This window comes from Niastella sp. sgz303648 (assembly GCF_059587045.1).
The window spans coordinates 431,398-445,937 of record NZ_JCAPSW010000001.1; the positions used below are offsets into that span (position 1 = coordinate 431,398).

At 43.7% G+C, this 14,540-nt stretch carries 13 protein-coding genes; 4 read left to right on the top strand and 9 right to left on the bottom strand.

Features of this window, described 5'->3' with window-relative positions:
* The first annotated feature begins 80 nt into the window (after positions 1–80).
* Positions 81–452 carry a hypothetical protein gene (locus AC59IL_RS01545; RefSeq protein ID WP_496550304.1) on the top strand — a complete coding sequence of 124 codons (372 nt, stop codon included), beginning with the start codon at positions 81–83 and terminating at the stop codon, positions 450–452.
* 5 nt (positions 453–457) lie between these two features.
* Here AC59IL_RS01545 and murB read toward each other — a convergent pair whose 3' ends face one another.
* Complete coding sequence (gene murB / locus AC59IL_RS01550; RefSeq protein WP_496550305.1) at positions 458–1,504, bottom strand: UDP-N-acetylmuramate dehydrogenase; 1,047 nt, start codon at positions 1,502–1,504, stop codon at positions 458–460.
* Positions 1,505–1,526: 22 nt separating this feature from the next.
* Here murB and AC59IL_RS01555 point away from each other — a divergent pair, with 22 nt between their 5' ends.
* Positions 1,527–2,192 (top strand): NAD(P)H-binding protein, encoded by a 666-nt coding sequence (locus tag AC59IL_RS01555; RefSeq protein WP_496550306.1) that lies wholly within the window; start codon positions 1,527–1,529, stop codon positions 2,190–2,192.
* A gap of 84 nt (positions 2,193–2,276) precedes the next feature.
* Here the strand turns inward: AC59IL_RS01555 and priA are convergent, their stop codons facing one another.
* From priA to AC59IL_RS01570, 3 genes are all read right to left on the bottom strand, one after another.
* The gene (gene priA / locus AC59IL_RS01560) at positions 2,277–4,742 is read right to left on the bottom strand and encodes a replication restart helicase PriA (RefSeq protein WP_496550307.1); all 2,466 of its coding nucleotides are present in this window, start codon (positions 4,740–4,742) and stop codon (positions 2,277–2,279) included.
* Positions 4,743–4,851: 109 nt separating this feature from the next.
* Positions 4,852–5,616, bottom strand: coding sequence for a lysophospholipid acyltransferase family protein (locus AC59IL_RS01565; RefSeq protein WP_496550308.1), 765 nt, complete (start codon positions 5,614–5,616; stop codon positions 4,852–4,854).
* A gap of 287 nt (positions 5,617–5,903) precedes the next feature.
* Positions 5,904–6,266: a DUF4258 domain-containing protein gene (locus AC59IL_RS01570; protein ID WP_496550309.1), complete on the bottom strand. Its 363-nt coding sequence runs from the start codon at positions 6,264–6,266 to the stop codon at positions 5,904–5,906.
* 102 nt (positions 6,267–6,368) lie between these two features.
* Between AC59IL_RS01570 and AC59IL_RS01575 the strand changes: the two genes are divergently transcribed.
* On the top strand, positions 6,369–7,718 hold the full coding sequence (locus AC59IL_RS01575) for a MiaB/RimO family radical SAM methylthiotransferase (RefSeq protein ID WP_496550310.1): 1,350 nt from the start codon (positions 6,369–6,371) through the stop codon (positions 7,716–7,718).
* An 82-nt stretch (positions 7,719–7,800) separates the two neighbouring features.
* Here AC59IL_RS01575 and AC59IL_RS01580 read toward each other — a convergent pair whose 3' ends face one another.
* Entirely contained in the window at positions 7,801–8,373 is a 573-nt protein-coding gene (locus tag AC59IL_RS01580) for a YdcF family protein (protein ID WP_496550311.1), read from the bottom strand.
* Positions 8,374–8,471: 98 nt separating this feature from the next.
* Positions 8,472–9,044, bottom strand: coding sequence for a DNA-3-methyladenine glycosylase I (locus AC59IL_RS01585; protein ID WP_496550312.1), 573 nt, complete (start codon positions 9,042–9,044; stop codon positions 8,472–8,474).
* A gap of 282 nt (positions 9,045–9,326) precedes the next feature.
* On the opposite strand from AC59IL_RS01585, the gene AC59IL_RS01590 reads away from it, so the two are divergent.
* On the top strand, positions 9,327–10,763 hold the full coding sequence (locus tag AC59IL_RS01590) for a PAS domain-containing protein (RefSeq protein ID WP_496550313.1): 1,437 nt from the start codon (positions 9,327–9,329) through the stop codon (positions 10,761–10,763).
* 58 nt (positions 10,764–10,821) lie between these two features.
* On the opposite strand, the gene AC59IL_RS01595 is transcribed toward AC59IL_RS01590, so the two are convergent.
* The 3 genes from AC59IL_RS01595 to AC59IL_RS01605 form a co-directional block, all read right to left on the bottom strand.
* Positions 10,822–11,256, bottom strand: a complete 435-nt coding sequence (locus tag AC59IL_RS01595; protein ID WP_496550314.1) for a response regulator — start codon at positions 11,254–11,256, stop codon at positions 10,822–10,824.
* Positions 11,257–11,660: 404 nt separating this feature from the next.
* The gene (locus AC59IL_RS01600) at positions 11,661–13,196 is read right to left on the bottom strand and encodes a sensor histidine kinase (RefSeq protein ID WP_496550315.1); all 1,536 of its coding nucleotides are present in this window, start codon (positions 13,194–13,196) and stop codon (positions 11,661–11,663) included.
* Between the two features lie 384 nt (positions 13,197–13,580).
* Positions 13,581–14,453: a DUF4249 family protein gene (locus tag AC59IL_RS01605; protein ID WP_496550316.1), complete on the bottom strand. Its 873-nt coding sequence runs from the start codon at positions 14,451–14,453 to the stop codon at positions 13,581–13,583.
* Positions 14,454–14,540: the final 87 nt, after the last annotated feature.

The following is a 14,540-nucleotide window of genomic DNA, read 5'->3' on the forward strand; positions in this document are numbered from 1 at the left end:
GTTACTGGACTACCAAAATAATAATCTGGACTTTTATTTTCACAGGTTCCCTGCTTTATTCATTTGGCAACAGACAAATTTTGACAACAACCCTGCGAACATTTACCGGAATAATATTTTATTTTCCTGCTGTATCTGCGTTGTTACTATTAGTTCCTTTTATGGGTCTGCTTTCTTATAACTTTTGGCTGCATATTACAGGAGATAAAAATGCAATTTATTATAACGACAATGAAATCAGGATTCAAAAACTCTGTTCTGATTGTAATGAATTTGGGAGTTACCCCATATACTACAAAAAGAAAGGAATCTTCGAGTACAACGAAGGTGTATTAGACAATGGCAATAATTGTTTTGACGACAAAATAAGAGTTGAAAAAACAAAGAAATTAGTAATTGTGTATTTATACTACACGAATACCGAACCGGTGCCTTTTAGATTTAAACGATAGCCCCCTCACACCACATTCACCTCCCTTTCCAGCACCACTCCAAACTTCGCTTTCACACTCTTCATAATCTCTTCGCTCAGGTCATAAATTGCTGCGCCGGTGGCGTGGCCGTGGTTAACGAGTACCAGTGCCTGTTTTTCGTGTACACCGGCATCGCCGCGTCGAAAACCTTTCCAGGTGGTTGCACCTGCCCCGCCATGCGGGGCTGAATGTTCAATCAACCAGCCTGCTGCGAGCTTAACGGTTCCATCGGCATTGGGATAACCTATAATACCGGGATGTTGTTGTTGTAATTTGCTGAAAGTAGCAGCGGCAACAGATGGGTTTTTGAAAAAGCTGCCGGCATTGCCGATCTTCGCGGGATCGGGCAGTTTTGAAGTGCGTATATTGATCACCGCCTGCGATATAGCCTGAATGCTTAATTGCTGCACGCCCATACGCTCCAGTTCCTGATCAATGGCGCCATAACTGGTATTGAAGCGCGGTTTTTTATTCAGCCGGTAGGTAACATTTAAAATAACATACTGTCCCCGGTATTTTCCCTTGAATACACTTTCGCGATAGCCAAACCGGCAATCATTGGCACTAAATACATGTATTTTTTTGTCATGTATATGCCAGGCATCCAGTTCTTCAAAAACTTCCCTGATCTCGACCCCATAGGCGCCAATATTTTGCATGGGACTGGCGCCCACACAACCCGGAATAAGGGACAAATTTTCGACCCCGGCCCAGTTTCGCTGCAAACAATACAGCACAAACGCATGCCAGTTTTCACCGGCACCGGCTTTTACATATACATGATTGGCATCTTCTTTTACGATATCCAAACCCCGAATATCGTTTTTCAATACCAAACCATTCACATCATTTTTAAATAGAATATTACTGCCGCCGCCAATAATAAGGGGGGGCGTGCCCGTTACGGGATTTTTTTCGGTTAAATTACTTAGTTCATCAACCGAAGAAAAAGAGGCAAAGTACCTGGCTATTGCGTCAATACCCAGTGTGTTGTATTGCCTAAGCGGAATATTTTGTTGAATTTGCGTCATCAGCAGGGCAAAATAACAAATTATGCATCGAAAAACCGCAGTTGTATTAGGCGCCACCGGTTTAATTGGGGGGCACCTTGTACAGGAACTGTTAAAAAATGATCACTTTAGCAAGGTACGGATACTGGTACGAAAACCCATTTCAATTGAACACCCTAAAGCAGATGTACAAATAGTAAATTTTAACGACGAAAAAGACATAGCGGCGAAACTGGATATCGGCGATGTGATTTTTTGTTGCATTGGCACCACCCGCAAAAAAGTAAAGGGCAATAAAACCGAATACCGCAAGGTTGATTACGATATTCCCATCATCACCGCCCGCCTGGGTGTTCAGCATGGCTTTAGCCAGTACCTGCTGGTGTCGGCCATCGGAGCCAACCCGGCAGCAGCTAATTTTTACCTGCAATTAAAAGGCTGTATCGAGGAAGATATAACCGCCCTTCCGTTCGAAGCCATCCATATTTTCAGGCCATCGATACTATTAGGTAACAGAAACGAATTTCGCCCGGGCGAACAGATTGGAAAGGGAGTCATGAAAGCCATCTCTTTTTTACTTATCGGCGCCTGGCGTAAATACAAACCGGTTCATGCAGCTGTTGTAGCACGGGCTATGGTTGCCGCCGCCAACAAGGAGCAGGCCGGTGTGCATATGTATGAGTACGACGAAATCAATGTGCTAATGTGATAATTTGCTAATATGCTAATTGGATGCGCGCTGTATTTCCATTAGCACATTATCACATTAGCTAATTAGCAAATTGGCGCTAATTTACATGGCGTCTACATCAGCAATCACCACCACACTCCTGAACCTTTTATCATTGTGCAGCACAGCTACCTGGTCCTGTATAAACTTTTTACAGCGCTGAATGAGTTCGCTGTCTTTGGGCAGTTTGACCAGCAATTCCATTAAAAACTGGTTGCGAATGCGGTTTACAACCGGTTCAGCCGGACCAACCAGGTATTTACCAAATTCGGGCTTTAATGCTTCTGCTAATAAATGAGCCGCGGCTTCTGCTACATCTTTTTGTTTGTGTTTAAAGGTAAGCTGTATAAGTCGCGAAAAAGGCGGATAAAAAAACTGCCGGCGCCCTTCGATTTCATTTTGATAAAACAACCCGTAATCGTGCTGCTGCACAAAATACAATACCGGATGTTTGGTGTTGGCCACCTGTATATAAACTTTACCCTGTTTGTCTTTACGGCCCGCCCGTCCGCTCACTTGTTCCATCAGTTGAAACGCCCGTTCATTTACCCTGAAATCGGCAAAGCTCAATAAACTGTCGGCATCCAGGATACCTACCAGGTTCACATTTTCAAAATCGAGCCCTTTTACCACCATTTGGGTGCCCACCAGCAGATCGAGCCGGCCCTGCTCGAACAATTGTATCAGGTTGTCGTGCGCCATTTTGCCGCGCACGCTATCGATATCCATACGGGCAATACGGGCTTTGGGAAAAAGCTCTTCCAAATATTCTTCTATGCGTTCGGTACCAAAGTTCCGTTGCGCAAATTTATCGCTGCCACAAGCCATACAGCTATGCACAGGCGGATACACGGTACCGCAATAGTGACAATGCAGCTTTTGTGTGTTTTTATGAAAGTTAAGGGTAACATCGCAGTATTTGCAGTGCGGTATCCAGCCGCAAACCTGGCAAACCTGGTAAGGCGAATACCCGCGCCGGTTCTGAAAAAGGATCACCTGTTTGTTTTGTTCGAGCGATTGATCGATGGCCGCTTTTAACGGAGGTGTAATGATGATCTTATTTTTATCGGCGCCGTACATGCGGTTGGTGTCGATGATGTCAATAGCCGGCAACTGCACGCCGCCAAACCGTTCGCCTAATATGGCCAGTCCGTACTTTTGGCTTTGCGCATTGAAATAGCTTTCTACCGAAGGAGTGGCGCTGCCCAGCAATACTTTGGCGTTGAATAACGATGCATAATAAATGGCAGCATCCCGGGCATGGTAACGCGGTGCAGGGTCCTGCTGCTTATAACTTACATCGTGCTCTTCATCGGCTACAATCAAACCAAGATCACTAAACGGCAAAAACAACGACGACCGGGCTCCCAGCACCACTTTCATTTCGCCGGTTTTTACCTTATTCCATATTTCAATCCGTTCGTTCTGGTTGAATTTACTGTGATAAATGCCGATGTATCCGCCAAAATGCTTTTGTAACCGCCGGATGATCTGCGAGGTAAGGGCTATTTCGGGCAACAGGTACAGCACCTGTTTTCCCTGTCGAATAAAGGATTCGATCAGCTTAATATATACCTGCGTTTTGCCGCTGGCGGTAACGCCATGCAGCAAACACACCGGTTTGCTCATTAACTGTTCGGTGACCGATTCAAAAGCCCGTTGCTGGGCAGGAGAAAGCTCAAAATCTATCTGAATATTGCGCGGCAGGTATTGCAACCGGTCGACCTGCCGTTTTTCGAGCCATAAAATGTTTTTATCTACCAGCCCTTTTAATTGTGCATCCGAAGCGCTGCTTTTTTTCAGCAGTTCGGGTTTGGTTACTTCACCTTCGGTTTTAACCAGGTGCAGATAGCTCAGCAACAGCTCAAGCTGCTTTTCGGCGCGTTGCAATTTTTTATCTTCATTCAGCAACAAAGACATTTCTTCTTCATTGTCGTATTTGGGGTTCAGCAGTACAAAGGTTTCTTTTTTGGGCGACCAGGTTTCTTTCAGTGCTTCCCAAACAAAACATACCTTTTTTTCGATGAGCCGTTTTATAACCGGGTATACATGCGAAATATCCAGGATCTGCTGCACTTCGGCCAGCTTCAGTTCTTTTTTGATCAGCAGGGCTTCGGCAACAAGGTATTCGTCGTGGTCGAGCGGGGAAAAATCTTCGCCGAATTCTTCATTAAACACCAGCACGGTTTCGCTGCTTAACTTAAAATGAGCCGGCAAAGCTGCGGCCATTACTTCGCCTTCGCTGCACATGTAATAGCGCGCGATCCATGACCACAGTTTCAGCTGTTCGTCGTAAACAATGGGCTCAACATCCAGTATATTCAGGATATCTTTTGTTTCATATATCTCAGGCTTTTCGGTATGAAGCCGTTTTACCAGACCGGCGTATTTTTTATTCTTTCCCAACACCACTTCTACCCTTGTACCCGGTTTCAACTGATCGCGCAGCGATTCGGGCACCGACCAGGTGTAATTTTTGGGCAATGCCAGGGGAATGATCACTTCTGCAAATAAGATAGGATTGCTCAATATTCAAATTTCAACGCCCAATATACGAATAGAAATATCGAATGTCGAATGATAAATGTTGAATGTTGAAGTAAAGGCACTTCGATATTCATAATTGGATATTCATTATTCAATATTTTTCTATCCAGCCAGCTTTATACTCTTTCAATTTCTGCTCCATAATGGCGGCTACTTTTTGTTTCAATGCCTCAACATCTTTACCGGTTAAACCATTCACCGGAATTTCGTTGAGGAACACCGTGCGCGACCGGCCGGGATTGAGAGAAAATACACTTTGATAATGCATGCGCTCATAGGCATCTAAAAACAACAGCGGTTTAATAGGCGTTTGCGTTTCAATGGCTATGCGAAAAGCTCCATCGAACAGATCTTTTAAAGGACGGTTGGTTTCATTGAAAGTTCCTTCGGGGAAAATAAAAATAGAGATGCCTTTTTTAATAACCGATTTTAAAATGCGTACGCTTTTCGCACGCTGCTCAGCGCTGCTGCGATCAACCGTTACCACCGTATTGCGGTAAATAAAACCGAATAAGGGCACGGCCGACATTTCGACCTTACCCAGTACGCGTACTTTTTGTCGAAGTGTTTTTACAATTACCGGCGCATCGAGGTAGGAAATATGATTGGCAACAAAAATGTATTGCTTGTTTTTGTTGTGCGCACTTTCGTACATATTCCGGTGCCGGATGGCAATTAAAAAGAACCAGATATCGGCCCAAATACTGCAGGCCCTGTAAATAAAATTACCCCCTTTCACTTTTCCGAAAAAAGAGGCCACAATTACAAATGGTATTACCAGCAGCATGAACACAATAAACGTGATCAATGCATACACGCAGTAAACATATCGCAGGAATCTCAGTGGAAGTTTCATCCAGGTAAAGGATTTCGAACAATTAATTTAGAAAAATAGCACATATACAGGTAATTCGGCACAAGAGCTCGTTAATTGCCAAAAGACTTGAGCAGGGTCAAGATTTTGGTTGCCAGTTACCGGATACCGGGTACCGGATACCGGATACCAGGTAACAGATCCAGGTAACAGGGAACCGGTAACCAGTAACAAGTTTTCACCTGCAATTGCACTGCCTTTCATTATCAAGGTCAATAACCGTAGTAACAGATCCCGGAAACAGGGAACCGGTAACCGGTAACAAGTGGTCACCTGCAATTGCATTGCCATTCATTATTGAGGTCAATAACCGTAATCACTACAGTACCGCGTTGTGAAGGGGCAAATATGATGCGTACCTGCTGACCGTCGTGGGTGGTTCCTTCAAAAGCATATTTGGGATCGGGGCGGGCGGCGGGCTCGCTTTTGCGGTAATTGATATGCCCTTCGCGCAGAATTTCCTGCACTTCGCTTTCATCGATGTGCCGGCAATCCATTCTGCAGCGGGCGTGTTTTGTATAAACAATGTGGGCCGGGTTACGGTCGATATTGGTGCTATCGGGCGTACCCATATTATCCTGACAGGCAGCTGAACAAATCCAAAGGATAAATAATACCAGACTAAATTTCATAAGCTCTATGTTCTGAGTTTTAAGTTCTAAGTTAAGTTGCCGGGTTGGACAACCACAAACCATAAACCACAAACCACAAACTTAATTATCTTTGCGCCTTCTATGAGCTTCAAAAAAACAGTGGCTTTTCATACGTTGGGTTGTAAACTGAACTTTTCAGAGACCTCTACCCTTTCGCGCATGCTTGAAAATGAAGGGTTTGAGAAAACCGCGTTTGAAAACCAGGCAGATGTGTATGTAATCAATACCTGTTCGGTAACCGATAATGCCGATAAGGAATGCCGTCAGCTGGTACGGCGCATTCAACGTAAATCGCCCGAAAGCCTGGTGGTGATAACCGGTTGCTATGCCCAGTTGAAACCCGCCGAAATAGCCTCCATTCCGGGGGTTGACCTGGTATTGGGCGCTGCCGAAAAATTCAATATAGCTCATCACTTAAAGGAATTGACCAAGGGAGATGCCGCCAAAATATGCAGTTGCGATATTGAGGATGTGAGCGGTTTCCATTCTTCTTTTTCAATACACGACCGCACCCGCACCTTTTTGAAAGTGCAGGACGGATGCGATTATAACTGTTCTTTTTGCACCATTCCCATGGCGCGTGGCAAAAGCCGCAGCGATTTAATTGAAAGGGTGGTTCAAAATGTACAGCAACTGGCTGGCAATGGGGTTAAAGAAATCGTTTTGACGGGTGTAAACCTCGGCGATTTTGGCAAAGGTCCGGGCCTCCCCCTAACCCCCTCCGGTGGAGGGGGAATCGGCCATCCCCTGGGCCTCCCGATCCCGCCTAAGCTGGAGGGGGGAAGAAAACCGAGGGAAGAGAACTTCTATGAACTGGCCTGCGCACTCGATCAGATTGATGGCATCGAGCGTTACCGAATATCATCCATCGAGCCCAATTTGCTTACCAATACCATTATTGAACTGGTTGCCAACAGCAATAAGTTTATGCCGCATTTTCATATTCCCCTGCAAAGCGGCAGCAACCGCATTTTGGGTTTGATGAAACGACGGTATCGCCGCGAACTGTATGCCGAACGCGTAAAGCTTATTAAAACGCTGATGCCGCATGCCGCTATTGGTGTTGATGTAATTGTTGGTTTTCCCGGCGAAAGCGATGAAGATTTTCAGCAAACATTCGACTTTTTACATGAGCTGGATGTTTCCTACCTGCACGTATTTACCTACTCCGAACGCGACAATACACATGCCTTAACGCTCACGCCGGTGGTGCCTATACCGGTAAGACACGAGCGCAACAAAACACTGCGCAATTTATCGTATATGAAAATGCAGTACTTTACACAGCAACATGCCGGTGAAACACGCAAGGTGCTGTTTGAAGAAAATGAAAAGAACGGTATGATGGAAGGGTATACTGATAACTATATTAAAGTGGTGGCTCCCTATAAAGCTGAATGGGTGAATAACGTTGTTGAGTGGAAACTGTAAACATAGTTACAGGTTACAAGCTACACGCTTCGGCTGTATTACCCTGCAACCTGTAACTTGCAACCTGTAACAGTATTCGGGGTTAATACACTAACCAATATTTATAAAATCCTACACAATCCCGCGCCAGACCGATCCAATCCTGCCAGAAAAAAGCTCGTGAGTAATCGCCACAAACATTTTTATACCCCAGCTTTTTCACAATGTATTTGCTGCGGGGAACATGAAAATAACTGGTGACCACTACAGCCGAATTATAATTTCCCTGCCGGTTCAGTTCAATAAAATGCCGGGCGGTGAGATAGGTATTTTGTCCGTAATTATCTTTTATCACATCATTGCTGTCGACCCCCTTATCGATCAGGTAAGCTCTCATGCAATCACCTTCGGGCCGGTAGCCGGGAGTAATGCCACCGCTTACAAACAGCTTTTTCACCTGCCCGTTGCGGTATAGCTGCAATGCTTCGTCTACCCTTCCCTGCAGCCATGCCGAAAGGCTGCCATCTTTATTCACTGCATTGCCCGGAACAATGGCAATATCTGCCTTGCCGGTAAAAGGTTGCATACCATCGTACACAACGTACAGTCCATGCAAAAAAAGCCAGCACACCAGCAATACTGCCACCCGGCAAAATATCGTTATCCCGTGGTTCATTAGGTTAAATTTTTTGATGTCGGAAGTGCGAAGATAGAAATTGAAGAGAAAAGAAACAGCTATGGGCTAAACCAATCGGGTTCTTCCGACTTCTGACATCAGACTTCTGACTTCTTGTTTCCTGCTGCCCACGCAGGTTTATGCTTCAGCACCACCTTATACACGGGGCACGAACTGATATGAGCGCCGGGCAGGTAGCCGGTGCTTTGCAAAAATTCGTTTACTATTTCGCCGCCTGTAAATCGGAATGTTTTTTTAAACAGTTTAACCCATTCTTCTTTTGATAAAGGATGATAGGCGTCGAGCCAGTTTTTAAAAGAACCAAATTCTTTCTGTAACGCTTTTATGCGTTTGGCATTTTCGATGGTGGCTTCTATTTTAAGCCGGTTGCGAATGATACCGGCATCCTGCAACAGGCGCTCCACCTTTTTATCGGTGTAACGGGCTACTTTTTCAATCGCGAAATCATCAAAGGCCTTAAAAAAATTGTCTTTCTTTTTCAAAATGGTCGTCCAGCTTAAGCCGGCCTGGTTGATCTCAAGCACCAGTCGGGCAAACAATTCATTATCATTCTGAATTGGAAAACCATATTCTTTATCATGATAGTGAATATGCACATTGCCGGCCTCCATTTTCCAAACGGCTTCGCAATAACTTGTGGGTTTTTCCATAAATAAAGCAAAAGTAATAATAGATTGTTAGTTGGTTTTGATTGTTTGATGATTGGGCTGTTGCGGTTTCAGGCAATCAAATTAAGTGCTTTCCCTTACAATTTTCAGCCATCATGCGAAAAAATTTACTCAAAAACAGTGACCAGCAACAATTTAACGGTAACGGGGTAACGGATTTTTATTTTTAATAGTAAATAATCAGGGATTTAATATAAATTCACAATCAGGAATTAATGGTTAAGTCTCTGGGCGTAGTATTTATACAATGCTCAAAATCATGCTATGCTTGCAGCTCATCCATTAAAAATACTGGTGGTAGAAGATAATCCCAGCGATTACTTTCTTTTTTGTGAATATCTGAGACTTAGCAAACTTCCCACCGAAAACATAGTACGTGCCGAACGGTTGGGCGAAGCGCTGCACCTGTTGCATGAACACCAGCCCGATCTTATTTTTCTCGACCTCAGTTTGCCCGACAGCGATGGCATCAACTCATTTATACGCATCAACGAACAGGCCAGGCATATTTCTATTATTGTTTTATCGGGTTTGAGCGACCGGCAAATCGCCCTGAACACCATTGCGTTGGGGGCGCAGGATTACCTCGTAAAAGGCGAATTCGACGACAAGCTGCTTATCAAATCCATTCAATACAGTATTGAACGAAAAAAGATATTGCAAAAGGTGGTCGAAAACTTCGAACGGTATAATACGCTTATCAAAGCCACCAGCGATACCATCTGGGACTGGGACCTTCGCACCAATGAAATATTATGGAATGAAGGTATTTGTTCGATTTTTGGCTATCAGGCCGCTGCCGTACAAAATACCATTGAATGGCATAATCAAAACATTCACCCCGAAGATCGGGAACGCATTCTGCAAACCATTGATCAGTGTATGCGCGAAGGAAAGGACCACTGGCAGGAAGAATACCGCTATAAATCGGCCAATGGCGTTTACAAAAGTGTTTACGACCGCGGGTATATTTTAAAAACCGAGCACAACAAGCCCTATCGCATACTCGGCGCCATGATGGATATTACCGAGCGAAAAAAAATGCAGGAAGAACTGGTACGCAACCAGATTGAAACCCAAAAGTTAATAACGCAGGTAACCATTCAAACCCAGGAACAGGAACGGCGCGAAATAGGCCGTGAACTACACGATAACATCAACCAGATACTGGCCACCGCCAAATTATGTGTTGATATGGCTTTGAACGAAGAAGACCATCGCAGGGAACTGCTGAGTAAAAGCTATGAGAACATTTCAAAAGCTATTAATGAAATCAGAATTCTTTCCAAAACCCTGGTGCCGCCTTCGCTTGGCGATATTGGCTTGAAAGAAGCCCTGCTTGAACTGATTGAAAATCTCACTGTTTCGCCGGAAATTAACATTAAGATAAAAGCCAATGATCAGCATATTGAAAATGTATCGAACAACAAAAAGCTCATCATGTACCGCATTGTGCAGGAACAGCTGAACAATATATTAAAACACTCCGGCGCCACCGAAGCGCTGATTGAATTAAAAACCATTCGGAACTGGCTTCATCTTATTATAAAAGACAATGGCATAGGCTTCGATACCCGTAAAAAAACAAGGGGCATCGGACTGAACAATATCATCAGCCGTGTGGAAATGCAAAATGGAAAAATGGAGATCATCAGCGCCCCCGGAAAAGGTTGTGTACTGAAGATTGAAATACCTGGATAGCAGGTTGCAGGTTACCGGTTACCGGGTACCTGGAACCCGGTAACCGGTGACTTCTACATCAGCCACAATAATCAGGAAAATACTGCTTCAAAATATCCTGCAGCAATGCCGGGGTTAATGGCTTATTGCGGAATTCCTTTACCGACGGAATGCTACGGGCTTTTAATTCATCTTCGGGGTTAAAAGAAGTAGTAAGCATCACTACAATTACTCTGCTCTTATGCGCATCAGGCATGGCTTCGTACCTGTCGAGAAATTCCCATCCGTCCATGGCCGGCATATTAATATCCAGAAAAATTATTTCGGGCTTTGGGCAGTCGCTGTTCAACGGCTCGGGCTGACCGGCGCATACGAGGTAATCCAACGCTTCGCGTGCACTGGGAATTACTTTAATGTTGTTGGTGCAGTTGAGCTCTTCAACAGCCAATTTGTTTAAAAAATTTGTTGGCTCGTCATCATCAACCAGTAAAATACAATTTAATTTCATCTTCATAAAGATGGTTAGTTTCGGTAAAAGGGTTACACATGCGCCAATGCCTACCTGTTATTTTACCGGCGTTAATCGGGCATATGTATTATAAAAACAGTAACCTGTTAAAAATTCAATTATAGTTATAGACGAGTTGGGGATAGGACGCACTTGTTTCCGAACCTTACAACGTTACCGAATAGCTGTTATTTAACTCAGCAACCCGCAGTTTAAATTCCCATTTTTTTCATAGGGAAACGAATGCTTTCTGGTTTATTTGCAGAGTGATAAAGATAAAATATAAACACGAAATTAATTTACAATTAATTCCACGAAACGTGGATTTTTTTAATCTTCTTATACTAAAGCGTTTTTATGTAAGGCTTACAAAACTTTAATGATGCATAAGGGAGACCCATGTGCCAACATTAATGTGCGATATCAGAAATGGTAAAATAAAACGTACTGCCTTTTCCGGGTCGTGATTCGGCCCAAATTTTTCCGCCGTGCAATTCAGCAATTTTTTTACAATGGGCCAGCCCAATGCCCGATCCTTCATACATGGAGCGGTTATGCAAACGTTGAAAAATTACAAAGATCCTTTCGAGATATTGTTCTTCAATACCAATACCATTATCGCTTACCGAAAACTGCCAGAATCCGTTTATCTGAACAGCGTTGATTGTTAATTCAGGTGGTATACCCGGTTTTCTGAATTTAATGGAGTTGCTCAACAGGTTTTGAAAAAGCGATTTCAGTTCGGTAGGAAAAGCATTGTACAATACAGGCAACTGACCGGTTTTAACTACCACACTGTTTTCTGTAATTATAGTATGCAAATCGGCCAGCACTTCCTGTACCAGCTCATTGCAATCAACCAGCCGGTATTCATTTTCACGACCTATACGCGAGTAGTCGAGCAGGTCTTTGATAAGGGTTTTCATACGGCCCGATGCCTGAACAATATAATCCATATACTGATCGGCAGTATCATCGAAGCGGCCATGATATTGCTTGCGCAACAATTGCACAAAGCCCGAAGTGGTTTGCAAGGGTTCCTGCAGGTCGTGCGATGCCACATAGGCAAACTGTTCAAGCTCCTTGTTCTTTCTTTCGAGTTCAGCCGTACGCTGCTGCACTTTTTTTTCAAGTGTAGTGTTGGCATCCCTGATGGTTTTTTCGAGTTGTTTTTTTTCAGAAATATCGCGAATGGCAGCCGATACCAGCAATCCTTCTTCGGTTTGCAAAGGGCTCAATCGTATTTCAACCGGAAAACGTTCCCCGTCTTTTCGTATGCCGAACAACGCTGATTCTTCCTTCAATATCTTTTGATTAACACTTTGAAAATTCTCATTTTGCAATTGCCTGAAATCGTCAAGATGCAACGGCATCAGCATGCTCACCGGTGCATCCATCATTTCGTTGCGGCTATAGCCGAACATTTTAACGGTTTGTGCATTTACCAGCTGAATAGCGCCCTGTTCATTTACAATAACCATTGAATCGGGCGCCGACTCAAGCAGGTTCCTGAATTTCTCCTCTGCCTTTTTGCGTTGTTCAACCTCAGCCTCCAGTTCAAGCGAGGTACGAAGTGTAAATGCCATTGGCAAAACCCTGATCAGATAAGATACCGTGACCCAGCTTATGATGCCGGTAATGGCCCGCACCAATGCATTGATGCGATATACCGGATACCAGAAAGTAACTGCATCGAAAAAATGGGTGGCGCCGCAGGCAAGAATAAAGGCGGCAAACAAAAAATACAATCTTACGAACCGCGCATCGTGCTTCTTGGAAATATAACGGATAATGATCAGCGGAATAGCAAAATAAGCCGACCACACCATAATATCGCTTATAATATATAGCCAGCCGTGAAATTCGCTCCATTTACCACAATGCCAGCGGGGCGGCCAATCAGACGTATCGAGCAGCTTTCGAAAAAATTCAATTACCTGGTTCATACAATAGTATTGAGTAACTGTATATAATTATTACTGAAACAACATGTACATACCGCGCGCGGTATAACACATGTGTCAGCTTGCATAAAACTTTTTTACAGCTACTAATACTAATTCTGCGGGAATGTGTTGCGGATGAGCCTTTGAACAGGAAACTTCAATAACAGTAAAGTTATATTATATGCATCAATAAAAATTCACTTAAGTGTAAACGATTATATGTCAACGCATAAAGTCAGGAATGCGAACAAGTTAAATAGTTAAAAAGTTAACAGGTTAACAGGTTGATAAATGTAAAAGTCCGGAAAGAGCTTCTCACTCCCCCGGACTTTTACTTGTCAACTTATCAACTCGTCAACTTTTCAACCTGTTAACTTATCAACTTTACTCAACCTTTTTACTCGCACTGGTTTCAGCAACAGTTCCAAACCAGCCATATATTTTTGTTTTGCCCGATGCCTGCAGGTTCTTTACATTGGCCGGTACATTATGCAATATTTTGCTGAACAAGCCATCATTTGACAACTGGTCGAGCACCTGCTGCATAAAATCATAAGAACTTTTCGAAAGCGAGCGGATCAACACGGTTACATTATCACCTTTTTCATAAGGCTTCTCGCCCGATGTAATGCCGTCGCGGAAAGGTGGAATAAAAGCATAGCCATCGGTAATACCATCATCATTAAACGTTCCGTCGGCACTCAGCATTTGGCCCACATAATAGTTCAGGGCGCCATTGCGATAGGTACGAATCCAGTAATAATCAATGCCGCCTGGCAAATCGTGCGCATACAGCTTAACATAATAACCTTCTTTGTCGCCACTCTTTGCTTCTTTAAATTCTGATGTAAGCGAATCTATTTTAGTATCGCGTTTTAATGAGTCGATAGCTTCAAACTGTTCGCCATTCCAGGAAATATTTAATTTATAGATGTGGCCAACAATTCCAATGGAGCTACTACCTGCATCGTAAACATAAGCACCATTCTGATAATTGAATGCATACGAATTACCGGCGGTTACATCGGTTACGCTAATCTGTGCATCGGCAACCGGTTCGGGTGCATTGGTGCTTGTATAATTGGTGGCCTTTAACAGCTTAATGGTTTGCACACCAGGCTGATCGGTTATCCAGGCATCTACATAAGGTATTGCATCACCAGTGGGCAAATTAAGATCGATAACCCGTTCGCAGGCAACTGCAGAAAATAACAACGCTGCAACGGAAATATATTTTATGGTTGATTTTATGTACATGATATTTTTATTTATTCTTTTCTCAATGGCGTACTTCGACTACGCTCAGTACGCCTGGTGCTCATGGTTCTATCCTTCGACTTCGCT